Below are 24,875 nucleotides of genomic sequence, written 5' to 3'. Positions count from 1 at the left end.
TAGCAGAATTTATGTATTTATACCTCACCAAATTTTCAAAAAAAATAAAAAAAAGGACTTTTATATTTTGAAATTATTATATACTGTACTTATATACAGTTGTTTTGGAAGGGGGAGTAATGGGGAGTGAGTTCGAAGAAGTTGTTAGATTGGAGCGAGTTGAATTAATAGCAAGACTCGCGTCAATAGGGGCTATTAAAGAGAAGGACAGAGAAATAGCATTGAATATCATTGCTGAAATTGCAGGTGATAGTGTCATCAAAAGCAAAGATTTCTCCATTATCTTTACCCCTTCCAGTGGAAATTAATATTGAGGTTAGATTTTATGCGTATAGAGATCATCTTTAACAAAGATAAAAAAATTAAACAGTCCGTTTTCGATGCGTTAGAGACTGAAATTTATAAAAATCTGCGCCAAAGCTACCCAAAAACAGTCGTGCGCATTCGGACGGGAAGCGCCGATGGATTGAATATTAGTGGGTTGAAGTCTGACGCAGAAAAAGAAAAGGTGATGAACACCTTGCAGCAAGTTTGGGAAGACGACAGCTGGTTAAATTGAAAACCTTATCGCCTCAAATCTGTGGTTTGGGGCGATAAGGTTGAACAACGAACAGAGTGAGGCGTTAGGAGCCGTTAACAAAATTAGCCATTAGGGTAATAGCCGTAGTAAATAAATTTGTAACTGTTCCAATGATAACCGCAGGTGTCCCACTCTTTACGGCTTTGATAATGTTATCGCCTATTGTCTCTTTACCCTCTAGGGACTCTAATTCCATATTGAGTACCAATAAAGATTTTTCGGTTAAACGAACGTCCCTAAAGTGTGTCTGGTGATCAGCCTCGTAGTGAATGTAACCATTCTCACATAAAAATTTAAATGTGCCTTCGACCACACTACGCAATTGCATTAACTCAACCATTTCTGGTGAGTTACATTGTTCAAAATAGTCATCAGGTAATGCAGCATTGAATTTTTCGTACTTGAAAATTTGAGGTACTGGAAAATTTGCCCACAGCACAGCAAAAATTTCCGCTGTTTGAAGGTTAAATAAATCGAGGTTTTTGGTCATGCAAAGTTCCATTCAAAGTAATGATGCGCCATTCATAGATTGGGTCAAAAACCTAATCATAATGGCTGAAAATAACGATCTCAGCTCTCGCGAGATTGAAAGCTATACTGCAAAAATAACCGAACAAGCCACCCAGCAACAAATGGCTGTTATCGTTTCGCAGCTCTTAAACTACATTAGAATCCATCAATAAGTTAACCATTTAGCACGTTAACCTCCATGAATCGGCACTCAGTTGCCGATTTTTTTTGCTCAAAGCGAAGTGCATGTCTATGCTGCATGAAAACGCATGAGTCCCTTGCACTAAAAATCGCCCTAAAGCCCGCGCCATGCGGGTTTTTTAATGGATCGTAAAGTGCATGAAAAACGGGTCGTTAAGTGAAGAGCGAAGGCGGGCGGGCGATTGCGCGCCGACCCCTGCGCTGGGTATAATCAGTCATCACTCAGCAACGCTGTGGGAGCTTAAAATGAATAAACCATACCAAGCACGCAAAAAAAAGAGCGCCTTATCAGGGCGCTCTCATTGCGTTTAAATGGATGGTAGAGTTTAAGGGAGAGATGTTCGTTTTAACGAGACTAGCAGTTTGTGACCTTCCAATGTAAGGCGCTTAGGTGAGATTGATTTGCACAGCCGGGACAGACTGCCCCTGTATTTCGAATAACCCTCACCGCCCTATCATCCCACAGCTCTATCAATCCGCTATCTTTAACGGCGGTGACGGCTAATTCAGGAAGTGAGTTAGCTTTTAACCAAGCCTTAACCTGTTTTATCCCTGTGTTAGATGTCGCTCTAACCGTGAATATTCTTAGCTCAACCCCCTCGGCGTGCCATTTAAGTACCCTTTCAACCATATCAGGGATGGCATCACCAATAACCCCGCCATTTTGTGGGGGATATTCTGCCAGTGTACCATCGAGATCAACGCCTACCCATCCCATGATTATTCCTTACGTTCATCAGCGTTATTATCATCCAGCGAGTAAGGCGCAAACTGTATAATTTCCTCGCCCGCCCACTCGTTCAATTCCTCAAAGCGTTTTTGAAGTGGCAGCAATTCATTGCGCACAAAGACGCGACTCGCTTTCTCAACATCCCCAAAGCCGCCAACGTTATTCGGCATGATCCCCATCATCTGCGGCGGTACCCGATGCGCACCCAGCATATCGTCACGGCTCACGTTTTTGATATTGAGAAACTCATCTTTCGCCGCGACCTCAGACAGCGGGATAACCTGAATACCGTCCTTTTTACCGTTTGGGGCGTACATAAACAGATTACGGAAGTTACCGGGGCCTTTCGCGCTTTTCATTGCCGTGCGGAGATTGTTCACGTCTTCCTGATTTTGCGCCGCATCGGTCATATACATGATAAAGCCCGCGTGCGATCCGTTAATGTAATACTTACGCCGGAACAGGGTCGCCGACTCGTTGAGCAAGGTTGATGGGATAGCTGAGAGATATTCTGGTAAGCCGTAAATCTCCTGATTTAAATCCGGCTCCATCAGGTGGAAAACATTCCCGGGCGTAAACTGGTACGGCTCAGTATTAAAGCCATATTGCACAAACCAGTACGTGTCTAAATCGGTGCCGCGTCGGGTGAATTTTGCCAGCGATGGCTCAAGCGAGATAATACCGCCGAGTCGATTGGTGCGCTTTTCCAGATAGGCATTACCAAAGACCAGATAATCCTGCACAAAGCGGCTAAACGCTTGGCGGCTGAGGAGCTTATGCGGGATAAATGAGCTGATTAAAATATTACGCTTAACCTGAATCGGCGAGCTGTGATGCACCGCCGCACGAAAGGTACGCGCCAAGCCGTCGAAACTCACGGGCGGCTCATACCAACGGTCGAGCTGAATACATTCGACATAATCCAACAGCTCGCGGCGGTCGAGTACCGGGATCGGGTCGCCAAAACTAAACGCCTCGGCGCGGGTCGCCGTGTTGTCTTGGGCAGTCGCGCTCACTACTGGCAATGCTTTTTTGCCTCTGCGTTTGCTCATCTAAAAAATCTCCATAATATTGCCAGTATGGGCGGCTTCGCCCTGTAGGGGTTCGTTGGCTAAGGCGTGCATCGTCGCCCACGCTAAATCGGCGTGACTCGCTTCTTCGCTGCGACTGGCTTCATAAGTGGGGCGATTACCGCTGGCCGTAGTGGTTTTGCGGATCGACATAAAGGATTGCGCAATATCAAGGTGGCTCGCATCAAACTCTAAACGGCCACTGCTAATGGTGTCGTAAGCCTTGAGCACTAAGGCATTTTTAACGGTAGGGTTATAGACAAACTCTTTGACCATCGGAAAGAACATTTTGACGTTCTCATAAACCCCATGACCAACCCCTGTCGAGTCAATACCGATATAGGTGACGTTATACTGCAATGTGAGCTGTCTAATGGATTCGGCTTGGGCTTTAAAGTCCATGCCGCGCCATTGATGGCGCTCAAGGATACGAAACTTACCGCCCGGCACGGCAGGAGGGGCGATCACCACGCACCCAGCACTGTCACCGTTTTGTGTGCCCTTGGCCGGGTCGTAACCGATCCACACTTCGCGCCAGCCGAATGGACGTAGCGCCAATGCTTCAAAGTCTTCCCACACTTCCCAGCTATCGACCATGCATTTTTGCAGCATGGCTAATTGGAACACCGAGGCCAAGTCATCCATAAACATGCACATCAGCAAGTTTTGATAATCTTCCGGGCTGTAGCGCTGGCGAAGTTGTTCAAGGTCAAACAGATTACAGCCGCCCTGCACCGCATCCTCTACGGTGACAATTTGCCGCCATTGACCGTCCTCACACAGCCGACCGCGTGATAGTGCGCTGTGACTAATATCAAGGTCGATTTTGTCTGACTTGGCGCGGCCCTTATTAAATTGCGTGCCTGACCAGAACGGATACGCGCTATGCGTCAGGCTAGACGGGGTTGAGAAATAGGTTTCGCGCCACTGTTTATGCAGCGCCATACCCGAGGCGACTTTTTGCAGCTCTTGGAATTTGGGGATCCAGAAATATTCATCAAGATAGAGATTGCCGTGATAACTCTGCGCGGTGCGGGCATTGGTGCCGAGGAAGTATAAGCACGCACCATTACCCAGCGTCATTGGGTCGCCTTTTAACTCGACGTCAACCTCGCGGGCAAACTCAATGATGTACTGCTTAAAGACATGGGCCTGTGCCTTACTGGCCGATAGGAAAATCTGGTTACGGCCCGTTTTCAGCGCATCGACCAATGCCTCACGGGCAAAAAAGAAGGTGGCACCAATTTGCCGGGATTTAAGCAGATTACGCACCGCAAAATTATTACCCGCCTCCCACCATTGGCGCTGATAGCCAAACATCGACTCGTGAAAAATCGACTCTAACTTCTTAAACTGCTCGTCGCTAAAGGCATTCTTTTCTGGGGGCTTGCGGGTGCCGCTGTTACGGCTGGCAATATTGGGGTTTAAGTCGGTTTCGTTGCCGCCATTGTTGAATTTACCGATGCGTGCATGGCGCTCTGATTGGCGGGCCAGTAAATCAATTTCCTTAAAGTCCTTCCCCTCCTTTTGCGGCTTGAGAATGAGCTGGCAATAGCGCGCGGCCGTGGTGATCTGCATCTGCTCAAGCGGGCCGTATTCGCCCCACTTATCGCGCTTTTTCCAACTGTGCACGGTCGCGGCTTTCTCGCCCAGCATTTGTGCAATGCGGGCAATGCGGTACCCCTGAAAGTAAAGCAACAAGGCTTGTCTGCGGGGATCGAGTTCTTCGGGCGTCGGGGTCATGTTCATGGCACAAGATTACGGCCTGAATCTAAACCTTTCGCTTAGCGCGTTTTGTGTAGTGAACCCCACAAGAGGCGCTGATTGTTCAGCCAATCAGAAACCGCAACCATAAGGCTCCTAACTGCGAATGAGCGCAGCATTTTATTAATCGGAGCACAGCTATGGCAGTGAAAGCAAAGCGTTTTCGTATTGGTGTGGAAGGTGCCACGTCAGACGGTCGCGAAATCTCCCGTGATTGGCTGGTGCAAATGGCCGCCAGTTATAACCCCGAATTCTATACCGCACAGATTAACCTTGAGCACATCAAGGCTTACGATCCGACCAGTACCTTTAATCGCTACGGTACCGTTGCGGCATTGACCGCAGAAGAAATTAAAGATGGCCCATTATCAGGAAAAATGGCCCTCTATGCCGATATTCTGCCAACCGACGCACTGGTTGAGCTGGTCAAAAAAGGTCAAAAGATTTTCACCTCAATGGAAGTGAGTCCGCAATTCGCCGACACCGGAAAAGCCTATCTCTCGGGCCTTGCCGCTACCGACGACCCGGCAAGCCTTGGCACCGAAATGCTGGCCTTTAGTGCTAAAGCCGAGCACAACCCTCTCGCCAATCGTAAGCAGCATAAAGACAACCTGTTTACGGCGGCCGTTGAAACCACAATCGAACTTGAAGAGCTACCGGAAGAAAAGCCGAGCCTGTTTACCCGTGTAACTGCGATGTTTGCCAAAAAACAGCTTAACGACGAAGCGCGTTTTAGCGACGTACATCAAGCCGTGGAACTACTGGCAACCGAGCAGCAAACCTTTAGCCAGCAGTTCACCATAACGATCAACGAGCAAGCCAGCGACTTGCAAGCCCTCACTGAGAAGTTAGCGGCCCAGCAGACTGCGTTTGATGCACTCAAGGCACAGCTTGAGACAGCAGACTCGCGCAATGACTACCGACAACGCGCACCGGGTGGCCAAGTGCCAACCGAAAACCTGACCAATTGCTAACGGAGCGATTACCCCGATGAAAAAGAACACCCGTTTTGCCTTTAATGGCTACCTCACTCAGTTAGCGCGCATCTATAACGTTGAAGAGAACGAGCTACACGGTAAATTCAGCGTTGAGCCAGCAATGGCGCAAACACTGGAAGACCAAATCCAACAAAGTGCCGCATTCCTAACGCTTATCAACGTGATCGGCGTGACTGACCAATCCGGCCAGCTTTTAGGGTTAGGCGTTGGCAGCACGATTGCGGGCACCACTGACACCACGACCAAAGACCGCCAAGCCAGTGACCCGATGGTGATGAGTGGCATTGAGTACAAATGCGAGCAAACCAACTTTGACACCGCGATTACCTATGCCAAGTTGGATTTATGGGCGAAGTTCCAAGACTTCCAGACCCGTATTCGTAACGCCATCATTAAGCGCCAAGCGCTTGACCGTATCATGATTGGCTTTAACGGTACCCAGCGCGCGAAGACCTCCGACCGCGTGAAAAATCCGTTATTGCAAGACGTTAACAAAGGCTGGCTGCAAAAGCTGCGCGAAGATGCACCAGAACGGGTAATGGGTAGCGCAACAAAAGACGGCGTAACAACCGCTGCGTCCATCAAAATTGGTACAGGCGGGACTTATCTAAACCTTGATGCGTTAGTGATGGATGCGGTTAACGAGCTTATCGACCCGATTTTCCAAGATGATGACGAGCTGGTTGTAATTTGTGGTCGTGAGTTACTGGCAGATAAATATTTCCCATTGGTCAACGCCGAGCAAGCGAATAGCGAGAAACTGGCGGCAGATTTGATTATCAGCCAGAAACGCATGGGCGGCTTGCAAGCAGTGCGTGCGCCGTACTTCCCCGCGAATGCATTGCTTATCACCCGTTTAGATAACCTCTCCATTTATTGGCAGGAAGAGAGCCGCCGTCGCACCATTATCGACAACGCCAAGCGTGACCAGATTGAGAACTACGAATCGGTCAACGAAGCCTATGTGGTCGAAGACTACCGCTGCGCAGCTCTAGTGGAGAATATTTCACTGGTCGGTGCGGTAACGGCGAGCAAGGCTGACGATTCGCAAGCTAATGCAGAACAAAACGCCAACCAAAAAGAGGGAAGCTAATCCATGAGCCTGAGTCCTGCCCGGCAACATCGGCTGCGTATTCAGGCAGAATCCGCCTCCCGACAGGGAGGCTCTGCCCGGCACGCGAATGGTTATGAATTGATGCTAATGCAGCTCAATGAAGACCGTCGCCGATTAAAGGGGATTCAGTCTCATGTGCGCAAAGCCGAAATAAAAATCACCTTGCTTCCCAAATATCTTGCATGGATTAACGGCGTGATTGAGGCCAGCAGCGAGCGACAGGATGATGTGTTGCTCTATGTGATGGTGTGGGCGATTGATGCGGGAGATTTTGACTTAGCGCTGCGCATTGCCGAGCACGCCTTAACGCATCGCTGGGTTATGCCGATGCCAACACCGCGCAATGTCGCCACTTGGGTCGTTGAGGAACTTTCTGACAGTGCGCTCAAAGCACTCGCCACCAAGCAAGAATTTGCTGCGGACACCTTGCTACGCGTCTTAAGTGTGACTGAGGGCTGCGACATGCCCGACCCATCACTGGCGCGGCTCCACAAAGCTATTGGCTATGTGCTGCGAGAGGTCAGTCCGATGGCGGCACTTAATCACCTAAATCAAGCCCTTGCCCTGCATGACAGATGCGGAGTGAAAAAGGATATAGAGCAGTTGGTTAAACGCTTACAGCAAGCCAACGGCTAACCCAACGCCAACGCGTAGGGCGGCACGCAGCCGCGATAGGTTTCTAACCTTATCAACGCTGCGTTCACCGCCCACCTATTAAGGAGAAAGGCCATGCAGTTTGTGTCGCCTGAGACAAGTCAGGGCACCCCGGAGGTGATCCCGAATAACAGCTTTTGGCCGGAAGTAAATTTAGCGCAGTACGCCAAAGTGATGCGCAGCGATGGCACCGTAACCCCAGAGCGGTTAAAGCAGGTAGTGCTCAGTGCCATGAGTGAAGTCAATACCGAGCTTTATGCATGGCGCGAGCGTCAAGAGTTGCTGGGTTATAACCATCTTGATGAGGTGCCCGCCTCGAAACTTGGCAACCAAAGCCAGCGGGTCCATCACTATCTTAATGCGATCTGGTGCTGGGTGCGCGCCGTGCTTTATGAGCGTTACGCCGATTATGACGCGACGGCGTCCGGGAGTAAGCGTGGCACCGAGCTAGAGAAAGTCGGTGATGATTTATGGCGCGATGCGCGCTGGGCAATCAGCCGTGTGCAAGACCTGCCGCATTGTGTCGTGGAGCTTATCTGATGAAAGTGCGTGCGCGCCAATATGACACGGTGGACGAGCTTTGCTGGCGTCATTATGGACGCACGCAAGGCGTAACCGAACAGGTACTTGCGGCCAATCCGGGACTCTGCGAGCACACACCTTTTTTACCGCACGGGCTACTCGTCGAGTTACCGGACAGTGTGACAACACCGACGCGCCAGACCGTGCAATTGTGGGATTAACACGATGTGGGAAAAAATTCGCACCTTTATCGTCTGGTTTATCTCTGTGGGGATGGCGTGGATTGGTGATTTATCGCTGAAAGATATTTCAACAATTGTCGGGTTGGCGCTGGGCGTCGTAACGGTATTAATCAATGCGTACTACAAGCGCCAAACCTTAGCCTTACTACGCAGTGGAAAAGTGACACGGGAGGAGTATGACGCCGCAAATCGTTAAGCGCTGTATGGTCGGCGCGGTGCTGGCGATTGTCGCCACCTTGCCACAGATGCAAACGCTGCATACCTCGCCGCAAGGGTTAAGACTCATTGCCGACTTTGAAGGCTGTCGGCTACAGCCTTATCAATGCAGTGCCGGAGTGTGGACCGATGGGATCGGCAACACAAAGGGCGTAATACCCGGCAAAACTATTAGCGAGCGACAAGCGGCGCATAACTTCATTACCAACGTAATGAACACCGAGAGCGCGTTAACGCGCTGTTTGCTGGTCACGCCGCCGCAAAAAGTCTATGACGCGATAGTCTCATTTTCTTTTAACGTCGGCACGAAAAAAGCCTGTGATTCAACCTTAATCAAACTCGCCAATCAAAGACGCTTCACTGATGCCTGTTTGCAGCTCCCGCGCTGGGTATATGTCAAAGGGGTATTCAATCAGGGTGTCGATAATCGGCGGCAACGCGAAATGATCTGGTGCTTACAAGGAGCGCAATAATGCAATTTAAATTTATCAATTGGGCTTTCGCTACAACTTTGCTGGTATTGATGCTTATCCCCCTGCTTGAGCCGCAGAGTGTCTATGCGTCGTGGTTTGTTCCGGTGGTTGGCATAAGTATTTTATATCGATTCAGGATAATAATTATTGCGATAAGAATAATGTTACTTGAGAGCGAGAAAAGGCACTGGCTAAAAGGTCAGCTGCAATATTGCTTCCCTCGCTATCAATCAGAGATGGAAACCTTATTTCGAATATTTTTCATTCTAGTAGTGACTGGGGAGCTAATCGTCTGTGGTTGGTTTATCGTGGCTAATATTTATTTACCGCCATAGCTAAAGCAATGATACAAATTGAATTAACTCAGGTGGCAGACAGATGCTGAAGTTAATTTCACTGCTTTGCACGGCGGCACTCGTTGCCTTACTTTTTATCTCATGGCGACTTCATGAAGCCCATCACATCATCGGCCTACAGCAACAGGACTTGAAGAGCAATAAAGAGAAAATAGCCGATAAGAATAGCCAACTGATCGCGCTCTCAATACTCACTGAAACCAATAGCCAAGCACTTGCCGCACTCACTGCTAACGCCGAGAAAAACGGCGTGTTATTGCGCGAACGGCTACACACCATAGAGGCGCTCACCCGTGAAAATGAAACCCTGCGCAATTGGGCTGCTACTAAGCTGCCTGATGATGTTATCCGCTTGCAGCAACGACCGACCTTCACCCGAGGTGAAGATTACCGTCAATGGCTGTCCGACAATCACCCGCTGCCAGCTCCCTAAATCAGCCCCCAACGATAACGGTCAATTGTGGACGGCACTCAGTGAGAGCGAGGCCGCATGGGCAAGCTGTGCCGATAAGGTCGATATGATTGTTACCTGTCAGGAGAAAATGAGTGAACAAACCAAAACACTTACGCCAAGCGCTCAGCAAAGCCGTACCGTACCTGCAAGCCAATCCCGATAAGCTGCACGTTTTTATTGATAATGGCTCGCTGGTCACCACTGCCGCGCCGTCAATGTCGTGGGAATATCGCTATGTGTTAAACCTTGTGATTGAGGATTTTAGCGGCGACCAAAATCTTTTAATGGCCCCGATTATCGCTTGGCTACAGGTCAATCAATCGGATGCGATTAATAACCCGGAACTGCGCGAAAAATTATTCAGCTTTGAGGTCGATATTCTCAATAACGAGGCGTGCGACATTAGCATTAACTTACACCTCACTGAGCGGGTGATCGTTAATAGCGATGGCAGTATCTCAAGCGTTATGGCCGTTGACGAACCTGAGCCGCCCGAAGAAATGTGGACGGTGAAGCATGGCTGAACTCAGCGAGGTTGATGCGTGGCTGTCAGCACTTGTTGAGAATCTGCAACCCACCGCGCGCAAGAAAATGTTGCGCGAGTTGGCGCAAGAGGTGCGGCGTAATCAGCAAGCCAATATTCGGCTACAACGTGATCCGGATGGACAAGCCTTTTCCCCACGTAAAGTCACCGCCCGCAGCAAGAAAGGTCGCATTAAACGCCAGATGTTTAGCAAGCTGCGTAGGGCGAAATACCTTAAAGCGACGGCTGACACCAGTACCGCAACCGTCGGGTTTATCAGCCAAGTGCAACACACGGCGCGAGTACACCATTACGGATTACGCGACCGGGTGCGACGTAATGGGCCAATGGCGCAATATCCCGCAAGGCGTTTACTCGGGGTTAATGACAGCGTAGAAACCTTAACAAAAGATACGTTAATCCGTTTTCTATCCCGCTAGGCATTGTGCTATCGCTCAGACAATGCCGAGCACTGCCGCTTTCCCTCCACTTTTGGCACCCTCATTCCATGAACGCACAACTCAACGAACTCTTACGCCTTATCACCAATCTGATCCGCACCGGAGTGATTTCCGAGGTCGATCCGGATAGCTGGCTATGCCGCGTCAAAGTAGGTGAACTTGAAACCAATTGGATTAATTGGCTGACCTTTCGCGCCGGAAAAACCCGCTCTTGGTGGTGCCCGTCTGTGGGCGAGCAAGTCGTGCTACTAAGTCTGGGCGGCAATCTCGATACCGCCTTTGCGCTGCCCGCGATTTACTCCAACCAGTTTTCGCCGCCGAGTAACAGTCTTACCGCTGAGGCCATTGAGTATGACGATGGCGCGCTGTTTAGTTATGACCCGGCGACAGGGCAATTACAGGTCACGGGCATTAAATCGCTACTAGTCGAAGCGAGCGTAAGTGCGACCTATAAAACGCCGCAGTTTCATATTGAGGCCGAGCAAACCCGCATTAACAGCGATGTGGTGATTAACGGTGCCGTAACACAGGGCGGCGGTGCGATGTCGTCTAATGGCGTCGTGGTGGATAAACACCAACATAGCGCGGTGAAGTCTGGCGGCGATCTCAGTGGAGGCCCTGTATGAGTCGTTATTTGGGGATGAACAGCGCAGACGGTCGAGCCATTGAGGACATTGCCCATCTGCGCCAATCGGTCAGCGATATTTTATTAACCCCGCAAGGCTCACGCCTCGCGCGCCGCACTTATGGATCGCTACTGTTTGAACTGATTGACCAACCGCAAAACCCCGCATTGCGCTTACAGGTAATGGCGGCAGTGTATACCGCGCTCACTCGCTGGGAGCCGCGTTTAACCTTGAGCAGTGTGACGATAAGCAGTAGCAAAGATGGCTCAATGGTCGTTGAAATCACGGGGCAGCAAGCCTCCGGGCAATCCGTTTCACTCTCTATTAATACAGGGGCATAAGATGGCCGTTATTGATTTATCTCAACTGCCCGCACCGCAAATCGTTGAGGTGCCCGATTTTGAAACGCTACTTACCGAGCGCAAGGCGGCATTGATTGCCCTCTATCCTGCCGACCAACAGGACGCGATTAGCCGTACCTTGGCACTAGAATCGGAACCCATCACCAAGCTATTACAAGAAAGTGTTTATCGCGAATTGCTGTTGCGCCAACGCCTCAACGAAGCCGCGCAAGCCGTGATGGTCGCCTACTCGCTGACCAGTGACCTTGACCAGTTAGCGGCTAACTACAATGTTCAGCGCCTGACCATTACCCCTGCCGATAACACCACAACCCCGCCGACCGCTGCGGTCATGGAAACCGACGATGATTTACGGCTGCGTATTCCGGCAGCCTTTGAGGGCTTATCTGTGGCCGGGCCGACCGCTGCGTATGAGTTCCATGCTAAGAGTACGGACGGGCGGGTCGCCGATGCCAGCGCTATCAGCCCAAACCCTGCCGAAGTGGTGGTAACGATTTTAAGCCGCGAGGGGGATGGCAGCGCAGACAGTGAATTACTCGCACTGGTTGATAAAGCCCTGAATGACGAGAGCGTGCGACCTGTAGCTGACCGTCTAACGGTGAAAAGTGCGCAGATTATTCCTTATCGGATTGATGCCACACTCTATTTTTATCCGGGGCCAGAAGCCGAGCCTATCATGAGTGCGGCAAAGCAGAGCCTACAAACCTATATCAACAGCCAAACCCGACTTGGGCGCGATATTCGCCTCAGTGCTATTTATGCCGCCCTGCATGTGGAAGGTGTGCAGCGTGTCGAACTCGCCGCACCCTTGGCCGATGTAGTGCTGGATAAAACCCAAGCGGCATCCTGTACCGGTTGGACGGTGACAAGCGGGGGCACGGATGAATAGCCTACTGCCTAAAAGTGCCAGCGTCCTAGAGCGTCGACTCGCCGAAGTCTGTAGCGATATGGCGGATTTATCGGTGCCGCTGCGCGACCTGTGGAACCCTGCGAGCTGTCCGGTCAATTTCTTACCTTATCTGGCGTGGGCGTTCTCGGTTGATCGCTGGGACGAAAGCTGGGAGGAGAGCGTTAAACGGCAAATCGTCAAAGATGCCTTTTATATTCACCAACATAAAGGCACGACCAGTGCCATTCGCCGCGTCGTCGAGCCGTTCGGCTTTCTTATCCGCATTATTGAATGGTGGCAAACCGGAGAAGCCCCCGGCACCTTTCGCCTAGATATTGGCGTGCAAGACAAGGGGATTACCGAGGAGACCTACGCCGAGCTTGAGCGACTTATCAGTGATGCAAAACCCTGTAGCCGTCATTTAATTGGTATGTCGATAAACCTGCAAACCAATGGCGCAGTGGTTATCGGTGCCGCGAATTATCTGGGCGATGAAATCACCGTTTATCCCTATATCAATGAAGTCATTCTGTCCGCAGGTACCGATTATCTCGGGAGTGCGATCCACCTTATCGACACGATGAGAGTTAACCCATGAGCACAAAATTTTATACCTTACTGACCGATATTGGTGCCGCTAAACTTGCCAACGCCACAGCGTTAGGGGTGCCACTGAAAATCACCCAAATGGCGGTCGGCGACGGCGGCGGCACATTACCGACACCGAGCGCCCAGCAAACTAAGCTCGTTGGCGAAAAGCGCCGGGCGGCATTAAACCAATTATACATCGACCCGCAGAACGCCAGCCAAATCATCGCCGAGCAAGTTATTCCTGAAAACGAGGGTGGATGGTGGATTAGAGAAGTCGGATTATTTGACGAGTCCGGGGCGTTGATTGCGGTCGGTAACTGTGCCGAAAGTTATAAACCGCTGCTTGCCGAGGGGAGTGGCCGCACGCAAACTGTGAGAATGATTTTAATCACCAGTAGCACCGATAATATTACGCTTAAAATTGACCCTTCTATTGTGCTCGCTACACGTAAATATGCAGATGATAAAGCGGATGAAGCGAAAAATTATACTGATGCTCAGTTAAAAGGACATGTTGAGGCCAGTGATCCCCACGCACAGTATTTACGAAAAAACGCTAACCTCTCTGACATTAGCGATAAAGATAAGGCGCGAGCGAATTTAGCTTTGAAATCGGCAGCTTTGCGTGATGTGGGGAAGAATTCTGGAAATGTCATGGAAGTTGGCGCGTTTGGGGTTGGTAGTACCACGGGCGATAATATAGCAGCTCCTGATAATAACGATTTAAAAACAGGGTTTTACTTTGGCGCGGGCACTGTTGTCGGGCTAGAGGATATGAGCAGCACGCTAAGTATTCTCCAGATGGGGAGTTATAGTGGATGGCGAGGACAGTTGATACTAAGCGATGCGAAAGACAGATTGTACTACCGCACCGAGTCGGGTGGGAAATTTAAAAAAACCGTGGCGGTGTATTCTGAAAACAATAAACCCAAGGCATCGGATGTTGGAGCATTAGACAGAACCGACTTCCCCATCGGTATTCCATTGCCGTGGCCGTCAAGCACTGCACCTTCAGGATGGCTAAAGTGTAATGGTGCGCCCTTCGATAAAACAAAATACCCCGCTCTCGCCTCAGCCTACCCGTCAGGAAATCTCCCCGATTTAAGGGGGGAGTTTATCCGTGGCTGGGACGATGGCCGAGGTGTGGACAGTGGGCGAGGCATGCTCAGCACCCAAGGTTACGGTATGCCAAAACTCGCGGGTAACTTTCAATCTTATGATATTGGCGGCTATGAAGGAGCGTCAGGGATTTTTTCAGCCAATAAATTTAGCGGCTATATCGCCGCAGTCAATGGAGAACAGGGGTATGGCACGGATATTCGCGTTTCGATGGACTCATCAACGGTCACCCCGGAAGCAAATGAAGTCCGCCCCCGTAATATTGCCTTTAACTACATTGTGAGAGCAGCATAATGACAAAATATAATACTGAATTACCCTTAGCGAAGCTGAATGAAAGCGGTATCGCTGTGCAGGCTGGATGGCTTACCGTTTACTGTATTGAACCAAGCCAGAACGAATTTGCCTCTGTAACAATGGAATATCTGCCTGTAGGCGTTGGTTTACCCGCACTAGGGTTCAGTGATAAACCCGAACTTCCTGGCGCGGGTTTTGCGCTTATTCGTAGTCAAGATGGTAAATCATGGGAGTCAAAACCCGACTACCGAGGAGAAACAGCCTACAACACGACAGATCGCCAGCCTGAAATCATTCAATTCATTGGCGAGTTGCCGGGCGGTATGACATTACTAACACCTAAAACAAATTTTGATAACTGGAATGGGCAGGAGTGGGTAACAGATATAAAGGCCATTCAGGCTGCGGCTATTAGCGCAGCAGATAACGATAAAGCCACGCGACTACGTGAAGCACAAAATAGAATATCCGACTGGCAAACAGAACTACAACTCGACGTCATTAGCGAAGGAGATAAAGCAAAACTAGTCGATTGGATGAGCTATATCAAAGCCCTAAATGCCATTGATACCTCAACCGCACCCGACATTAACTGGCCGCAAGCGCCCACTGCCTAAACCTCACCCCGCGTTATGCGGGGTTGTTGTACCATCCATGACACATTCCCCATTAAGTGCAATCTCTGACCAGACACCCGAATATAGGACTACCCTGTAAACCGGAGATTTTCTGATGGCCCAAGACTATCACCACGGCGTGCGCGTCATCGAAGTTAACGACGGCACCCGTACTATTTCAACAGTCAGTACCGCGATTGTCGGCATTGTCTGTACAGCGGATGATGCCGACGCCGCCACCTTCCCCCTTAATACCCCCGTACTGATCACGGACGTGTTAACCGCCAGTGGCAAAGCGGGTAAAACGGGCACACTGGCTCGCACCCTTGATGCGATTGGCGACCAATCCAAGCCCGTCACCGTCGTGGTGCGTGTCGCGCAAGGTGAGAGCGAAGCCGAAACCACATCCAATATTATTGGCGGTGTCACCGCTGACGGAAAGCGTACAGGCATGAAAGCCTTACTCGCCGCCCCGGCACAACTTGGCGTTAAGCCGCGCATCCTTGGGGTGCCCGGTCACGATACCCAAGCCGTCGCCACGGAATTACTCAGTGTGGCGCAAAGTCTGCGGGCCTTTGCCTATCTCTCCGCCTATGGCTGTAAAACGGTGCAAGAGGCTATCGCCTATCGTGCCAACTTCTCACAACGCGAAGGTATGGTGATTTGGCCGGACTTTATCAGTTTTGACACGGTACTCAATGCCGATGCCACGGCCTATGCCACGGCACGCGCGTTAGGGCTACGCGCCAAGATTGACGAGCAGACGGGCTGGCACAAGTCGCTGTCAAACGTTGGCGTTAATGGCGTGACCGGGATTTCTGCGGATGTGTTTTGGGACTTACAAGACCCAGCGACCGACGCGGGATTACTCAACCAAAACGACGTCACCACGTTAATTCGCAAAGACGGCTTTCGCTTTTGGGGATCGCGTTGCTTGAGTGACGACCCGTTATTTGCCTTTGAAAGCTACACCCGCACCGCGCAAGTGCTGGCGGATACGATGGCCGAAGGGCAAATGTGGGCGGTTGATGGCGCGCTAAATCCGTCACTGGCCCGCGACATTATCGAAGGGTTACGCGCGAAACTGCGAAGCCTCGTCACGCAAGGCTATCTCATTGGGGCCGATTGCTGGCTGGATGAGTCAGTCAATGATAAGGACTCGCTCAAAGCGGGGAAACTGACCATTGATTACGATTACACGCCAGTGCCGCCATTAGAGAACCTGATGCTACGCCAGCGCATTACTGACCAGTATCTACTGGATTTCTCAAGCCAAGTAAGCGCCTAGGGGGAAACATGGCACTACCACGCAAGCTCAAGCACTTAAACCTGTTTAACGACGGAAATAACTACGTCGGCATTGTTGAATCAATCACCTTGCCGAAGTTTACCCGCAAGTTTGAAAAGTATCGCGGCGGCGGAATGCCCGGTGCCGTTGATGTCGATTTAGGCTTGGATGATGGCGCACTCGACACGGAATTTTCTATCGGCGGCACCGAGTTATTGCTGTTTAAGCAGATGAGCCAAGCCACAGCCGACGGTATTCAACTGCGCTTTACCGGGTCAATTCAACGGGATGACACCGGAGAGGTGCAAGCGGTCGAGCTGGTGACACGCGGGCGCTATAAAGAGCTGGATTCGGGGGAATGGAAAACAGGTGACAGCAACACCACGAAAGTGACCTGTACCAATAGCTACGCCAAGCTGACCATTAACGGCGAAGTGCTTTACGAGGTTGACCTTATCAACATGATTGAACTGGTCGGCGGTAAAGACATGCTTGACGCCCATCGCAAGGCAATTGGCCTATAAACTCACTCGGCACCCTCGCGGTGCCTTATCGGATGAACTGTTATGAACGATAAAACTCAAGAAAAAATCATTACCCTCGATACACCGATTACGCGTGGCGAGACCACAATCAGCGAAGTGACATTGCGAAAACCCCTTGCGGGCGCACTGCGCGGCACGCGCCTTAATGCGGTGATGGAAATGGACGTCGCAGCGTTGATGACCATTATCCCGCGTATCTCAACGCCCGCCCTGACAGCGCCCGAGCTGGGAGCAATGGACCCGGCAGATTTAACCGCAATAGGGGTTGAGGTAGTCAGTTTTTTGTTACCGAAATCGGTGCTTGCCGATTTGCCGACGACCTAACGGTCACGGACTTAGTGGCAGATATTGCCACTGTTTTTCATTGGCCGCCCTCTGTCACGCAAGATATGCCACTCAGTGAGGTGATGGAGTGGCGCGAGAAAGCCGTCAAGCGCAGCGGGGCATACGATGAGTGATAGAAATTTACGATTACAGGTGGTGCTGGGCGCGGTGGATAAACTCACTCGCCCTTTTAAGCAAGCGCAACAAGGCACTAAATCTCTCGCAAGCGAAATTCAAAAAACGCGTAACCAATTAAAAAAACTGGATGCGGCGGGCAGTGATTTACAGCGGTTTACTAAGCTGTCACAAAGCCTTAAAGAAACGAGTAGCGCACTCGAAAAAGCGAAAATCAGTGCGCAATCTATGTCGCAAGAATATTCCGCGCTCACTACTCCTACCAAGAAGCAAACCGACGCGCTCGAAAAGCAGTGGCGTGCGGTATCAAAATTACAAGACGCCGAGCAAAAAGAAACCCGACAGATGGCATTGGTGCGGGCAGAGCTTTATCGCCTTGGCGTCTCGGCTAATGGCGGCTCGCGGGAAACCGCGCGCATTCGTCAAGAAACGCAACGCTATAATCAACAGCTTTCGGAACAAGAACGCCGATTACAGCAAGTTGGTGAGCGTCAACGTAAGTTGAACGCCATCAAAGCCCGTAGCGAAAAAAGCCTTGAACTGAGAAACAACCTCGCCGGAACCGGAGCGGGAGCAATGGCCGCAGGAGTAACAACGGGATTAAGTTTACTCGCCCCGGTGAGAGCCTATACCGACTCAGAAAATGCCTCAACACAACTTGCCGCCTCCATGATGGGACCGGGCGCAAAAGTCTTGCCCGAATTTAAGCAAATTAATGAGCTGGCGACCCGCCTGGGCGATAAGTTGCCGGGCACGACGGCAGACTTTCAAAACATGATGACCATGCTCCGCCGTCAAGGGATGAGCGCACAAACCATTCTCGGCGGGTTGGGTGAGGCAACGGCTTACCTTGGCGTGCAACTGCGCATGGCCCCAACTGATGCGGCAGAGTTTGCGGCGAAGCTGCAAGACGCCACGCAAACCAGTGAAAAGGACATGATGGCGCTAACCGACATCATCCAAAAGGGATTTTACGCCGGGGTTGATCCTGACAACATGCTGCAAGGCTACGCGAAAATTGGTAGCGCGATGGATATTATTCGCAAAAAGGGAATAGATGCCGCCAAGGTTTTCGCTCCGTTGTTAGTCATGGCCGACCAGTCAAGCATGGCCGGGGAATCAGCCGGTAATGCCTATCGAAAAGTATTCCAATCAATGCTCGACGTAAAAAGCGTTAAAGCCGCGAACGCCCAAACCAAAGGAACCGGAATACATTTTGATTTTACCGACGGTCACGGTGAGTTTGGCGGGATCGACAAGATGTATCAGCAGTTGGCCCAACTCAGTAAGCTGAATACTCAAACAAAGAAATCAATAATAAAAACGCTATTTGGTGATGATGCAGAAACCTTACAAGTGGTGGGAATTTTAACTGATAAAGGAATGGACGGTTATAAAGATGCCGCCAATAAGCTATCACAGCAAGCGAGCTTACGAGAAAGGGTTGATGCTTCACTTAGTACACTGGCGAATAAATGGGAAGCGGCTGGCGGTTCTTTTACTAACGCCCTGTCGAGTATCGGTGCGACCGTTGCACCACAGCTAAAAGTGATTGCTGATTGGTTGGGCGATCTTGCTTCAAGGCTAGACGTATTTGTCAAAGCACACCCGCAATTTGTTCGCGCATTATTTGTAATGGGTGCTGTCTTTACTGTCGCTGCAATTGGAGCCGGAGCACTATCATTAGCTCTCGCCTCAGTGCTGGGGCCGATGGCTTTAGTCAGGATGAGTGCGAGCGTATTGAGCCTAAAATTCACATCTGGATTTGGGCTGATCCGTAACGTATTAAATCTTGTCGGTAACGGTATTTTATGGTTAGGCCGTTTGATGCTCGCCAACCCCATTTTAGCTGTTATCGGCTTAATCGCAGCAGGTGCGTTATTAATTTGGCAGCATTGGGGCACCATTGGCCCTAAATTCCATGCGTTATGGGACAGCATCGCTAATGCGGTATCTTCTCGATGGGAAGCCATTAAGCAAGGCTTTAGCCAATTGTGGTCCGCTATTATTACTGAGATTGCCGCACTCCCTCAACAATTTGCCTCATTCGGTGGCGCACTGATTGATAGCCTACTGGCTGGAATTAACAGCAAGTGGGAAGCCCTGAAAACTAAGCTCTCGTCATTGAGTGATTATCTGCCTGATTGGCTGACAGGCAAAGGCTCCGCACCAACACTCCCTAAAGCCCCAAATATAGCCAGTACCGATAAGACAGGAAAAGCAGTGCTCCCTGCGGGCGGCTTTCCACCGATGGGCTATGCGGGCATGTACGACACGGGCGGGAGGATTGGACGCGGACAATTTGGCATTGTGGGCGAGAATGGCCCCGAGATTGTTAATGGCCCAGCGAATATCACCAGTCGGCGTAAAACCGCCGCACTGGCCTCAGTGGTGGCGGGCTTTATGGGTGTCACACTTCCGCAAGCCGATGCGCAAGCCAAACCATTGATTACGGCCACACCTAATCAGGCAAGTACGGTGGCTCGTACACCTAGCCAGCCGAGCGTCATTACCCATCGTTATGACATTAACGCGCCGATAACCATCTACGCGCAGCCGGGACAGTCAGCGAGTGATATTGCTAGCGAAGTCGCACGGCAATTAGATGCTAGAGAGCGAAAAGCTCAAGCCAAGGCCCGCAGTAATTTTAGTGACCAAGGAGGACTCGACCTATGATGATGGTACTTGGATTATACATTTTTACGCTTCGCACTGTGCCCTATCAGGAGTTGCAATATCAGCGAAACTGGCGACACGCCACCAATGGACGGGTTAATCGCCGTCCCTCAACGCAATACCTTGGCCCGGATAATGACAGTCTCACACTTTCGGGCGTGCTACTGCCTGAAATCACAGGCGGGCGCTTATCGTTACTCGCCCTTGAGGTGATGGCAGAACAGGGCAAAGCGTGGCCGCTGATTGAGGGAAGCGGCACCATTTACGGCATGTATGTGATCGAAGGGCTAAGTCAGACTAAAACAGAGTTTTTTGACAGTGGGATGCCAAAACGTATCGAATTCACCTTAACCTTAAAACGGGTCGATGAGTCGTTATCGGAAATGTTCGGTGATCTCGGTGAGCAACTGAACAGCTTGAAAGACACGGCAAGTTCAGCGCTGGGCAGCGTCGGGGAGCTATGGCAATGACGAATAAATCACCCGATTTTAGCGTCACGATTGAAGGTAAAGACAGGACAATAACACTGGCTAATCGCCTGATGAATTTAACCCTTACCGATAACCGAGGCTTTGAGGCCGATCAGCTTGATATTGAGTTAGACGATGCTGACGGGCTGTTAGAAATGCCTCGCCGTGGGGCGGTAATTAATTTAGCGCTGGGCTGGAAAGGCTCGCCTTTGTTTAATAAAGGCTCGTTCACTGTCGATGAGATAGAACATGGCGGCGCACCGGATAAGCTGACCATTCGTGCACGCAGTGCTGATTTTCGACAAACCTTAAATGTGCGTCGCGACAAGTCATGGCATAACACAACACTGCAAGACGTGGTGAGTGCGATAGCGAGTAAGCATAGTCTCAAACTCGCACTCGGTCAGGATATTGCGATCACAGCGATTGACCATATCGACCAAACGAACGAAAGTGACGGCAGCTTTTTAATGCGTCTTGCTCGTTTGCACGGGGCAATTGCCAGCGTCAAAAACGGTAACTTACTCTTTATCCGCCAAGGTCAAGCCAAAACAGCCAGCGGTAAAGCACTACCGGTTATCACCCTCACGCGACAGTCAGGTGATAGTCACAGATTCTCACTGGCGGACAGGGATGCTTACACCGGAGTAATTGCAAGCTGGCTTGATACCCGCGACCCAAGCGAGAAAAAAACCACAACCGCCAAGCGTAAAACAACTATTAAGAAAAACACTGACAGCAAACAGGGTGATTACCTTGTCGGCACTGACGATAACGTATTGGTGCTAAGTCGTACCTACGCCAGCCGGGATAATGCCGCCAGAGCCGCTAAGGCACAGTGGGAGAAGTTACAACGCGGTGTCGCAACGTTCTCACTGCAATTAGCAGAGGGCCGCGCCGATCTCTACACCGAAATGCCCGTTAAGGTGACAGGATTTAAGCAGCAGATTGATGATGCGGAATGGGTGATCACTACGCTCACGCATACCGTGAGCAGTGACGGGGGATTTACGACAAGTATTGAATTAGAAGTGAAATTAACTAGCTAAAAACTACAAATAAAACTACCCTAGAGGTACATAAAAATAATGTTTATTAATAATTATTTGAGGTGAAAGAATGATGAATTGCCCGTTGTGCCAACAAGCAGCGCACACTCGTAGCAGCGCACAAATAACCAGTGATACAAAAGAGCGCTATAACCAGTGCCAAAACATCAATTGCGGTTGCACTTTTAAATCTCATGAAACAGTGACGGCAATAATTGCGGCACCAAAAGTCGTCAATCCTGTACCCCCTCACCCGTCCAGAAGTGGTCAACAACATTTATTCATGTAAAAAAACCCGCATCTGCGGGTTTTTTTATATCTATGAAAGCGAAACTAAATGACCATAGAAAAAAATAGCGCGACACTTTTGCGACAACGAGTAAAACCAAAACAAAAAAGCCACTCAACTGAGTGGCTTAATGTCCTGATTTAACAGGTAAAATTTGGTGGCCCCTCCCAGACTTGAACTGGGGACCAAACGATTATGAGTCGTCTGCTCTAACCGACTGAGCTAAGGGGCCTTTATGTGGCAGGGAGTATAAAGCATCCGATTAGTCTAATCCAGTGCTGTCGAATTAGTTGCTGTTTTTTAAGGCAGTTGGTAAAAGCATCCGACATAAGGCCTAGAAATAAACAATATTCTTACCCCTGTTCTTGCGGTTGTAACTGATAAATCCAAGCGGTGACCTCACGCCCCTCATCGGTGACCGCCATTACCGTCACACGGTCATAGCCGTCTTCAAATTCGTCTAGGCTGGACCAATGGTTAACCAGATTATCACTGCTAAAAAGAAATCCAGGAACTGAGTCGCCGTGCGGATCAAGCACGATGCCTGGAAAATCTGCCGCAGCGCCCCAGCCGCGAGGGTAATAAATGCCTTGTACTGTCGCGGCCTGCCACTTACCCCCTATCTCATTGAGAATATGTGCATTTTCACGTTCTGGTTGTAACGTACCATAAACAAATAGCGGCAACATCGCACCCTCCTGCTCAGTTCATCAACTCAGCCCTATCTTGCAATGACTCTGTAATCTAATGCAATCGCTTTGACGCTGGTGGCAATAGAGAGTATTACTGACGAGTTAACGTGAAATACCCATTATTCAGCGAGATAACTGTCGTTAAGGGGATGTGTATGAAAGTTGCCGTGGGTCAGTGGCCAGTGAAACGTGAGTGGCAACACAATGCTGCTCAAATCAGTGAATTTATGCGCAGTGCTGAACAACAGGGTGCAGAACTTTTAGTCCTTCCTGAGGCGGTACTTGCGCGGGATAATGATCAAAGCCACTGGGTGATTGAGGCGGCGCAACCGCTTGACGGCCCCTTTGTGACACAACTCTTAGCGGTATCGCAATCACTCAGCATAACGACTATTCTCACCCTGCATGTTCCTGCGGCAGAGGGTAAGGCACGCAACGTGCTGATTGTATTGCAGGGTGGGGAGATCGTCCTAACCTATGACAAGATTCATCTTTATGATGCCTTTACCTTGCGTGAATCAGATAACGTGGTCGCAGGCAAACACCTGCCTCCACTAGTAATGGTCGGCGAGTTTACGCTTGGGGTGATGACCTGCTACGACCTGCGCTTCCCGGAGATGGCTCGTGCCTTGGCGAGGCAAGGGGCTGATTTACTTATCCTACCTGCCGCGTGGTTAAAAGGGGCGAATAAGGAGCTACATTGGGAGCTGTTAACCCGTGCACGGGCCTTAGAAAATACCTGTTATCTTATCGCGGCAGGAGAGTGTGGCCCGAAAAATATAGGCCATAGCATGGTGGTCGACCCGCTAGGCTTGGTCATCGCGCAAGCGGGGGAACGAACACAATTACTGTATAGCGAGATAGCGAAAGACCATATTGATAACGTGCGTCAGCAGTTACCCGTGTTGGCTAACTGCCGGCTGTCCGCTCTGCCCTCTTAAGCAATCAGGTTATTGCTTAGCGGATGGGCTAAAAATACCGGTTTCTACGCTGTGATAGTCGCTACCTAGGGTTAACCGAACATTGGGTGCCCCCTGTTCGACGGCGCACTTATCCTGCCCAGAAGTGATACGAGACCCTTTCACACTCGAGACGGTTTGCTCGCCTTGGCGGATAAATACCGGATTCCACGTCAACAATTTTGCATAAGGGACACAATCGCGTTTGGCAGGATCTTTTGGCCCGGCGTTAAACGGAAACCACTCATCAAAAAAGGTCGCTTTACGCCATAGTTTTCCCCAAGAGGTGGGGGTCATATATTCGCCAATCGTCGTGGTTTTTCCCTGATCGAGGTCGGTGATTGTCCCCCGCCATAAATTGAATCCGGCTTCGCTGTTTGGCTGCTGTGTAATACTCAGTTGATAATTTACACCCGGTACGAACTCATACTGTACCCGACAAGACACACCCGAGCCGCCATCAGCGCCACTATTACAATTCGGCGAGCTAGATTTGGCACCACTGCCAAACACGCTAAATATCGCTAAATTTTGACTGCCTGACTCACGAGGTTGGATCCCCATATAGCCTTGATGATTCCCTTCGTAAAAAATAAAGGTATTTGCCCAATAATAGCCTTTTTGCTTGGTCATCTTCTCGACCTTGACCTTGACTGATAGTCCATCGTAATCATGGCCATTTGGTGCTTCATAATGAATGGTCGGATCAGCGAATGCTAAAGAGGTGACAAATAGCGGTAAAAGTCCAAATGAAAGTCTTTTCATCAGCGTGCGTCCTATAGTAAGTAAAAGTGATTTTCCGTTCACCAACACTAGGCGAATACATCTCAACTGATCTCGTCACCCTATTTATCGGCCAAGTTAGCGGGATCATTATATTGTTTACATTAGATTATTTTCAGCTCGAACATAATAAAATATTATCAATGTGAAAATGTTAAGCATTTACTTCCTGACTGGGACTTTTTATAGTCAAAATAGCCTATCATTAAACCTATCACTGTTTTTCTCTCAGTATTTTTCCTGAGATAAGGCGAGCTTATTCAGGGAATGGGCGTCTTTTAGCATAGCAATTAAAG

36 protein-coding genes and 1 tRNA gene are annotated in these 24,875 nt (G+C 50.1%); 30 read left to right on the top strand and 7 right to left on the bottom strand.

Annotation, left to right across the window (positions count from 1 at the left end; all coding sequences use genetic code 11):
* Positions 1 to 119: 119 nt before the first annotated feature.
* Both BMX14_RS03445 and BMX14_RS03440 read left to right on the top strand, forming a co-directional pair.
* Entirely contained in the window at positions 120 to 308 is a 189-nt protein-coding gene (locus BMX14_RS03445; protein ID WP_092672838.1) for a hypothetical protein, read from the top strand.
* Between the two features lie 17 nt (positions 309 to 325).
* On the top strand, positions 326 to 559 hold the full coding sequence (locus BMX14_RS03440; RefSeq protein ID WP_092672835.1) for a DinI-like family protein: 234 nt from the start codon (positions 326 to 328) through the stop codon (positions 557 to 559).
* 64 nt (positions 560 to 623) lie between these two features.
* Here BMX14_RS03440 and BMX14_RS03435 read toward each other — a convergent pair whose 3' ends face one another.
* Positions 624 to 1,070: a hypothetical protein gene (locus BMX14_RS03435; RefSeq protein ID WP_092672833.1), complete on the bottom strand. Its 447-nt coding sequence runs from the start codon at positions 1,068 to 1,070 to the stop codon at positions 624 to 626.
* Here BMX14_RS03435 and BMX14_RS03430 point away from each other — a divergent pair.
* Positions 1,069 to 1,263, top strand: a complete 195-nt coding sequence (locus tag BMX14_RS03430; protein WP_092672830.1) for a hypothetical protein — start codon at positions 1,069 to 1,071, stop codon at positions 1,261 to 1,263. The two genes, BMX14_RS03435 and BMX14_RS03430, sit on opposite strands and share 2 nt — an antisense overlap.
* Positions 1,264 to 1,646: 383 nt before the next feature.
* Here BMX14_RS03430 and BMX14_RS03425 read toward each other — a convergent pair whose 3' ends face one another.
* Genes BMX14_RS03425 through BMX14_RS03415 form a run of 3 tightly spaced genes read right to left on the bottom strand, consistent with a single transcriptional unit; the run spans position 1,647 to position 4,840 of the window.
* Positions 1,647 to 2,009, bottom strand: coding sequence for a hypothetical protein (locus BMX14_RS03425; RefSeq protein ID WP_092672827.1), 363 nt, complete (start codon positions 2,007 to 2,009; stop codon positions 1,647 to 1,649).
* Between the two features lie 2 nt (positions 2,010 to 2,011).
* Positions 2,012 to 3,073, bottom strand: coding sequence for a phage portal protein (locus BMX14_RS03420; protein ID WP_092672825.1), 1,062 nt, complete (start codon positions 3,071 to 3,073; stop codon positions 2,012 to 2,014).
* Positions 3,074 to 4,840, bottom strand: coding sequence for a terminase ATPase subunit family protein (locus BMX14_RS03415; RefSeq protein WP_092672822.1), 1,767 nt, complete (start codon positions 4,838 to 4,840; stop codon positions 3,074 to 3,076). It lies immediately after the preceding gene.
* A gap of 155 nt (positions 4,841 to 4,995) precedes the next feature.
* Between BMX14_RS03415 and BMX14_RS03410 the strand changes: the two genes are divergently transcribed.
* The 26 genes from BMX14_RS03410 to BMX14_RS03285 all read left to right on the top strand — a co-directional run bounded on the left by BMX14_RS03410 (position 4,996) and on the right by BMX14_RS03285 (position 22,145).
* Positions 4,996 to 5,829: a GPO family capsid scaffolding protein gene (locus BMX14_RS03410; protein WP_092672819.1), complete on the top strand. Its 834-nt coding sequence runs from the start codon at positions 4,996 to 4,998 to the stop codon at positions 5,827 to 5,829.
* 16 nt (positions 5,830 to 5,845) lie between these two features.
* Positions 5,846 to 6,946, top strand: a complete 1,101-nt coding sequence (locus BMX14_RS03405; RefSeq protein WP_092672816.1) for a phage major capsid protein, P2 family — start codon at positions 5,846 to 5,848, stop codon at positions 6,944 to 6,946.
* A 3-nt stretch (positions 6,947 to 6,949) separates the two neighbouring features.
* Positions 6,950 to 7,603: a phage terminase small subunit gene (gene gpM, locus BMX14_RS03400; protein WP_092672813.1), complete on the top strand. Its 654-nt coding sequence runs from the start codon at positions 6,950 to 6,952 to the stop codon at positions 7,601 to 7,603.
* Between the two features lie 93 nt (positions 7,604 to 7,696).
* Positions 7,697 to 8,161 (top strand): head completion/stabilization protein, encoded by a 465-nt coding sequence (locus BMX14_RS03395; RefSeq protein ID WP_092672810.1) that lies wholly within the window; start codon positions 7,697 to 7,699, stop codon positions 8,159 to 8,161.
* Positions 8,161 to 8,364 (top strand): tail protein X, encoded by a 204-nt coding sequence (locus BMX14_RS03390; RefSeq protein WP_092672807.1) that lies wholly within the window; start codon positions 8,161 to 8,163, stop codon positions 8,362 to 8,364. The genes BMX14_RS03395 and BMX14_RS03390 overlap by 1 nt, the downstream gene beginning before the upstream one ends.
* Positions 8,365 to 8,368: 4 nt before the next feature.
* Complete coding sequence (locus BMX14_RS03385; RefSeq protein ID WP_071431267.1) at positions 8,369 to 8,581, top strand: HP1 family phage holin; 213 nt, start codon at positions 8,369 to 8,371, stop codon at positions 8,579 to 8,581.
* The gene (locus tag BMX14_RS03380; RefSeq protein ID WP_092672804.1) at positions 8,562 to 9,074 is read left to right on the top strand and encodes a lysozyme; all 513 of its coding nucleotides are present in this window, start codon (positions 8,562 to 8,564) and stop codon (positions 9,072 to 9,074) included. Before BMX14_RS03385 ends, BMX14_RS03380 begins: the two co-directional genes overlap by 20 nt.
* Entirely contained in the window at positions 9,074 to 9,409 is a 336-nt protein-coding gene (locus tag BMX14_RS03375; protein ID WP_092672802.1) for a hypothetical protein, read from the top strand. Before BMX14_RS03380 ends, BMX14_RS03375 begins: the two co-directional genes overlap by 1 nt.
* A gap of 43 nt (positions 9,410 to 9,452) precedes the next feature.
* Positions 9,453 to 9,863 (top strand): Rz-like lysis system protein LysB, encoded by a 411-nt coding sequence (lysB, locus tag BMX14_RS03370; RefSeq protein ID WP_092672799.1) that lies wholly within the window; start codon positions 9,453 to 9,455, stop codon positions 9,861 to 9,863.
* Positions 9,769 to 10,047, top strand: coding sequence for an Rz1-like lysis system protein LysC (gene lysC, locus BMX14_RS16765; RefSeq protein ID WP_230527262.1), 279 nt, complete (start codon positions 9,769 to 9,771; stop codon positions 10,045 to 10,047). Before lysB ends, lysC begins: the two co-directional genes overlap by 95 nt.
* A complete protein-coding gene (locus tag BMX14_RS03360) occupies positions 9,977 to 10,408 on the top strand; it encodes a phage tail protein (protein WP_092672796.1) in 432 nt (143 codons plus the stop codon). The genes lysC and BMX14_RS03360 overlap by 71 nt, the downstream gene beginning before the upstream one ends.
* A complete protein-coding gene (locus BMX14_RS03355) occupies positions 10,401 to 10,847 on the top strand; it encodes a phage virion morphogenesis protein (RefSeq protein ID WP_092672793.1) in 447 nt (148 codons plus the stop codon). Before BMX14_RS03360 ends, BMX14_RS03355 begins: the two co-directional genes overlap by 8 nt.
* A gap of 68 nt (positions 10,848 to 10,915) precedes the next feature.
* The gene (locus BMX14_RS03350; protein WP_092672790.1) at positions 10,916 to 11,494 is read left to right on the top strand and encodes a phage baseplate assembly protein V; all 579 of its coding nucleotides are present in this window, start codon (positions 10,916 to 10,918) and stop codon (positions 11,492 to 11,494) included.
* On the top strand, positions 11,491 to 11,835 hold the full coding sequence (locus BMX14_RS03345; protein ID WP_092672787.1) for a GPW/gp25 family protein: 345 nt from the start codon (positions 11,491 to 11,493) through the stop codon (positions 11,833 to 11,835). Before BMX14_RS03350 ends, BMX14_RS03345 begins: the two co-directional genes overlap by 4 nt.
* Position 11,836: 1 nt before the next feature.
* Positions 11,837 to 12,745 (top strand): baseplate assembly protein, encoded by a 909-nt coding sequence (locus BMX14_RS03340; protein WP_092672784.1) that lies wholly within the window; start codon positions 11,837 to 11,839, stop codon positions 12,743 to 12,745.
* Entirely contained in the window at positions 12,738 to 13,343 is a 606-nt protein-coding gene (locus BMX14_RS03335; protein WP_092672781.1) for a phage tail protein I, read from the top strand. Before BMX14_RS03340 ends, BMX14_RS03335 begins: the two co-directional genes overlap by 8 nt.
* Positions 13,340 to 14,749, top strand: a complete 1,410-nt coding sequence (locus tag BMX14_RS03330; RefSeq protein ID WP_092672778.1) for a phage tail protein — start codon at positions 13,340 to 13,342, stop codon at positions 14,747 to 14,749. Before BMX14_RS03335 ends, BMX14_RS03330 begins: the two co-directional genes overlap by 4 nt.
* Positions 14,749 to 15,369, top strand: coding sequence for a tail fiber assembly protein (locus tag BMX14_RS03325; protein ID WP_092672775.1), 621 nt, complete (start codon positions 14,749 to 14,751; stop codon positions 15,367 to 15,369). Before BMX14_RS03330 ends, BMX14_RS03325 begins: the two co-directional genes overlap by 1 nt.
* 115 nt (positions 15,370 to 15,484) lie before the next feature.
* Positions 15,485 to 16,657, top strand: a complete 1,173-nt coding sequence (locus tag BMX14_RS03320; protein WP_092672772.1) for a phage tail sheath protein — start codon at positions 15,485 to 15,487, stop codon at positions 16,655 to 16,657.
* 8 nt (positions 16,658 to 16,665) lie between these two features.
* Positions 16,666 to 17,181: a phage major tail tube protein gene (locus BMX14_RS03315; protein WP_071431241.1), complete on the top strand. Its 516-nt coding sequence runs from the start codon at positions 16,666 to 16,668 to the stop codon at positions 17,179 to 17,181.
* A 42-nt stretch (positions 17,182 to 17,223) separates the two neighbouring features.
* Positions 17,224 to 17,526 (top strand): phage tail assembly protein, encoded by a 303-nt coding sequence (locus tag BMX14_RS03310; RefSeq protein WP_092672769.1) that lies wholly within the window; start codon positions 17,224 to 17,226, stop codon positions 17,524 to 17,526.
* Between the two features lie 14 nt (positions 17,527 to 17,540).
* A complete protein-coding gene (locus BMX14_RS03305) occupies positions 17,541 to 17,660 on the top strand; it encodes a GpE family phage tail protein (protein WP_092672766.1) in 120 nt (39 codons plus the stop codon).
* Positions 17,653 to 20,337, top strand: a complete 2,685-nt coding sequence (locus tag BMX14_RS03300) for a phage tail tape measure protein (RefSeq protein ID WP_092672763.1) — start codon at positions 17,653 to 17,655, stop codon at positions 20,335 to 20,337. Before BMX14_RS03305 ends, BMX14_RS03300 begins: the two co-directional genes overlap by 8 nt.
* The gene (locus BMX14_RS03295; protein WP_092672760.1) at positions 20,334 to 20,807 is read left to right on the top strand and encodes a phage tail protein; all 474 of its coding nucleotides are present in this window, start codon (positions 20,334 to 20,336) and stop codon (positions 20,805 to 20,807) included. The genes BMX14_RS03300 and BMX14_RS03295 overlap by 4 nt, the downstream gene beginning before the upstream one ends.
* Positions 20,804 to 21,856, top strand: a complete 1,053-nt coding sequence (locus BMX14_RS03290) for a phage late control D family protein (RefSeq protein WP_408011856.1) — start codon at positions 20,804 to 20,806, stop codon at positions 21,854 to 21,856. Before BMX14_RS03295 ends, BMX14_RS03290 begins: the two co-directional genes overlap by 4 nt.
* Before the next feature lie 70 nt (positions 21,857 to 21,926).
* Complete coding sequence (locus BMX14_RS03285; RefSeq protein WP_092672754.1) at positions 21,927 to 22,145, top strand: ogr/Delta-like zinc finger family protein; 219 nt, start codon at positions 21,927 to 21,929, stop codon at positions 22,143 to 22,145.
* A gap of 155 nt (positions 22,146 to 22,300) precedes the next feature.
* Here BMX14_RS03285 and BMX14_RS03280 read toward each other — a convergent pair.
* Together BMX14_RS03280 and BMX14_RS03275 are read right to left on the bottom strand one after the other, a co-directional pair.
* Positions 22,301 to 22,377: transfer RNA gene (locus BMX14_RS03280), tRNA-Ile, on the bottom strand.
* Positions 22,378 to 22,498: 121 nt separating this feature from the next.
* A complete protein-coding gene (locus tag BMX14_RS03275; protein ID WP_092672751.1) occupies positions 22,499 to 22,834 on the bottom strand; it encodes a gamma-glutamylcyclotransferase family protein in 336 nt (111 codons plus the stop codon).
* Positions 22,835 to 22,992: 158 nt separating this feature from the next.
* Between BMX14_RS03275 and BMX14_RS03270 the strand changes: the two genes are divergently transcribed.
* Positions 22,993 to 23,778: a deaminated glutathione amidase gene (locus BMX14_RS03270; RefSeq protein ID WP_092672748.1), complete on the top strand. Its 786-nt coding sequence runs from the start codon at positions 22,993 to 22,995 to the stop codon at positions 23,776 to 23,778.
* Positions 23,779 to 23,787: 9 nt separating this feature from the next.
* On the opposite strand, the gene BMX14_RS03265 is transcribed toward BMX14_RS03270, so the two are convergent.
* Entirely contained in the window at positions 23,788 to 24,561 is a 774-nt protein-coding gene (locus BMX14_RS03265) for a DUF3472 domain-containing protein (protein ID WP_092672745.1), read from the bottom strand.
* Between the last annotated feature and the right edge of the window lie 314 nt (positions 24,562 to 24,875).

The organism is Rosenbergiella nectarea (genome assembly GCF_900111105.1).
Classification (GTDB): Bacteria; Pseudomonadota; Gammaproteobacteria; order Enterobacterales; family Enterobacteriaceae; genus Rosenbergiella; species Rosenbergiella nectarea.
The sequence above is the reverse complement of the archived record's forward strand: the minus strand, read 5'-3'. Positions and strand labels throughout refer to the sequence as shown.

Bases quoted from the DNA above. Each gene is read 5' to 3' on its own strand.
- BMX14_RS03385 (WP_071431267.1), top strand. From the start codon at position 8,369: ATGTGGGAAAAAATTCGCACCTTTATCGTCTGGTTTATCTCTGTGGGG.
- BMX14_RS03425 (WP_092672827.1), bottom strand. From the start codon at position 2,009: ATGGGATGGGTAGGCGTTGATCTCGATGGTACACTGGCAGAATATCCC.
- BMX14_RS03440 (WP_092672835.1), top strand. From the start codon at position 326: ATGCGTATAGAGATCATCTTTAACAAAGATAAAAAAATTAAACAGTCC.
- BMX14_RS03430 (WP_092672830.1), top strand. From the start codon at position 1,069: ATGCAAAGTTCCATTCAAAGTAATGATGCGCCATTCATAGATTGGGTC.
- BMX14_RS03345 (WP_092672787.1), top strand. From the start codon at position 11,491: ATGAGTCGTTATTTGGGGATGAACAGCGCAGACGGTCGAGCCATTGAG.
- BMX14_RS03300 (WP_092672763.1), top strand. From the start codon at position 17,653: ATGAGTGATAGAAATTTACGATTACAGGTGGTGCTGGGCGCGGTGGAT.
- BMX14_RS03350 (WP_092672790.1), top strand. From the start codon at position 10,916: ATGAACGCACAACTCAACGAACTCTTACGCCTTATCACCAATCTGATC.
- BMX14_RS03335 (WP_092672781.1), top strand. From the start codon at position 12,738: ATGAATAGCCTACTGCCTAAAAGTGCCAGCGTCCTAGAGCGTCGACTC.
- BMX14_RS03315 (WP_071431241.1), top strand. From the start codon at position 16,666: ATGGCACTACCACGCAAGCTCAAGCACTTAAACCTGTTTAACGACGGA.
- BMX14_RS03270 (WP_092672748.1), top strand. From the start codon at position 22,993: ATGAAAGTTGCCGTGGGTCAGTGGCCAGTGAAACGTGAGTGGCAACAC.
- lysB (WP_092672799.1), top strand. From the start codon at position 9,453: ATGCTGAAGTTAATTTCACTGCTTTGCACGGCGGCACTCGTTGCCTTA.
- BMX14_RS03325 (WP_092672775.1), top strand. From the start codon at position 14,749: ATGACAAAATATAATACTGAATTACCCTTAGCGAAGCTGAATGAAAGC.
- BMX14_RS03390 (WP_092672807.1), top strand. From the start codon at position 8,161: ATGAAAGTGCGTGCGCGCCAATATGACACGGTGGACGAGCTTTGCTGG.
- BMX14_RS03320 (WP_092672772.1), top strand. From the start codon at position 15,485: ATGGCCCAAGACTATCACCACGGCGTGCGCGTCATCGAAGTTAACGAC.
- BMX14_RS03355 (WP_092672793.1), top strand. From the start codon at position 10,401: ATGGCTGAACTCAGCGAGGTTGATGCGTGGCTGTCAGCACTTGTTGAG.
- BMX14_RS03285 (WP_092672754.1), top strand. From the start codon at position 21,927: ATGATGAATTGCCCGTTGTGCCAACAAGCAGCGCACACTCGTAGCAGC.
- BMX14_RS03445 (WP_092672838.1), top strand. From the start codon at position 120: ATGGGGAGTGAGTTCGAAGAAGTTGTTAGATTGGAGCGAGTTGAATTA.
- BMX14_RS03340 (WP_092672784.1), top strand. From the start codon at position 11,837: ATGGCCGTTATTGATTTATCTCAACTGCCCGCACCGCAAATCGTTGAG.
- BMX14_RS03375 (WP_092672802.1), top strand. From the start codon at position 9,074: ATGCAATTTAAATTTATCAATTGGGCTTTCGCTACAACTTTGCTGGTA.
- BMX14_RS03415 (WP_092672822.1), bottom strand. From the start codon at position 4,840: ATGAACATGACCCCGACGCCCGAAGAACTCGATCCCCGCAGACAAGCC.
- BMX14_RS03310 (WP_092672769.1), top strand. From the start codon at position 17,224: ATGAACGATAAAACTCAAGAAAAAATCATTACCCTCGATACACCGATT.
- BMX14_RS03395 (WP_092672810.1), top strand. From the start codon at position 7,697: ATGCAGTTTGTGTCGCCTGAGACAAGTCAGGGCACCCCGGAGGTGATC.
- lysC (WP_230527262.1), top strand. From the start codon at position 9,769: ATGATGTTATCCGCTTGCAGCAACGACCGACCTTCACCCGAGGTGAAG.
- BMX14_RS03295 (WP_092672760.1), top strand. From the start codon at position 20,334: ATGATGATGGTACTTGGATTATACATTTTTACGCTTCGCACTGTGCCC.
- BMX14_RS03380 (WP_092672804.1), top strand. From the start codon at position 8,562: ATGACGCCGCAAATCGTTAAGCGCTGTATGGTCGGCGCGGTGCTGGCG.
- BMX14_RS03435 (WP_092672833.1), bottom strand. From the start codon at position 1,070: ATGACCAAAAACCTCGATTTATTTAACCTTCAAACAGCGGAAATTTTT.
- BMX14_RS03330 (WP_092672778.1), top strand. From the start codon at position 13,340: ATGAGCACAAAATTTTATACCTTACTGACCGATATTGGTGCCGCTAAA.
- BMX14_RS03420 (WP_092672825.1), bottom strand. From the start codon at position 3,073: ATGAGCAAACGCAGAGGCAAAAAAGCATTGCCAGTAGTGAGCGCGACT.
- BMX14_RS03275 (WP_092672751.1), bottom strand. From the start codon at position 22,834: ATGTTGCCGCTATTTGTTTATGGTACGTTACAACCAGAACGTGAAAAT.
- BMX14_RS03410 (WP_092672819.1), top strand. From the start codon at position 4,996: ATGGCAGTGAAAGCAAAGCGTTTTCGTATTGGTGTGGAAGGTGCCACG.
- gpM (WP_092672813.1), top strand. From the start codon at position 6,950: ATGAGCCTGAGTCCTGCCCGGCAACATCGGCTGCGTATTCAGGCAGAA.
- BMX14_RS03405 (WP_092672816.1), top strand. From the start codon at position 5,846: ATGAAAAAGAACACCCGTTTTGCCTTTAATGGCTACCTCACTCAGTTA.
- BMX14_RS03290 (WP_408011856.1), top strand. From the start codon at position 20,804: ATGACGAATAAATCACCCGATTTTAGCGTCACGATTGAAGGTAAAGAC.
- BMX14_RS03265 (WP_092672745.1), bottom strand. From the start codon at position 24,561: ATGAAAAGACTTTCATTTGGACTTTTACCGCTATTTGTCACCTCTTTA.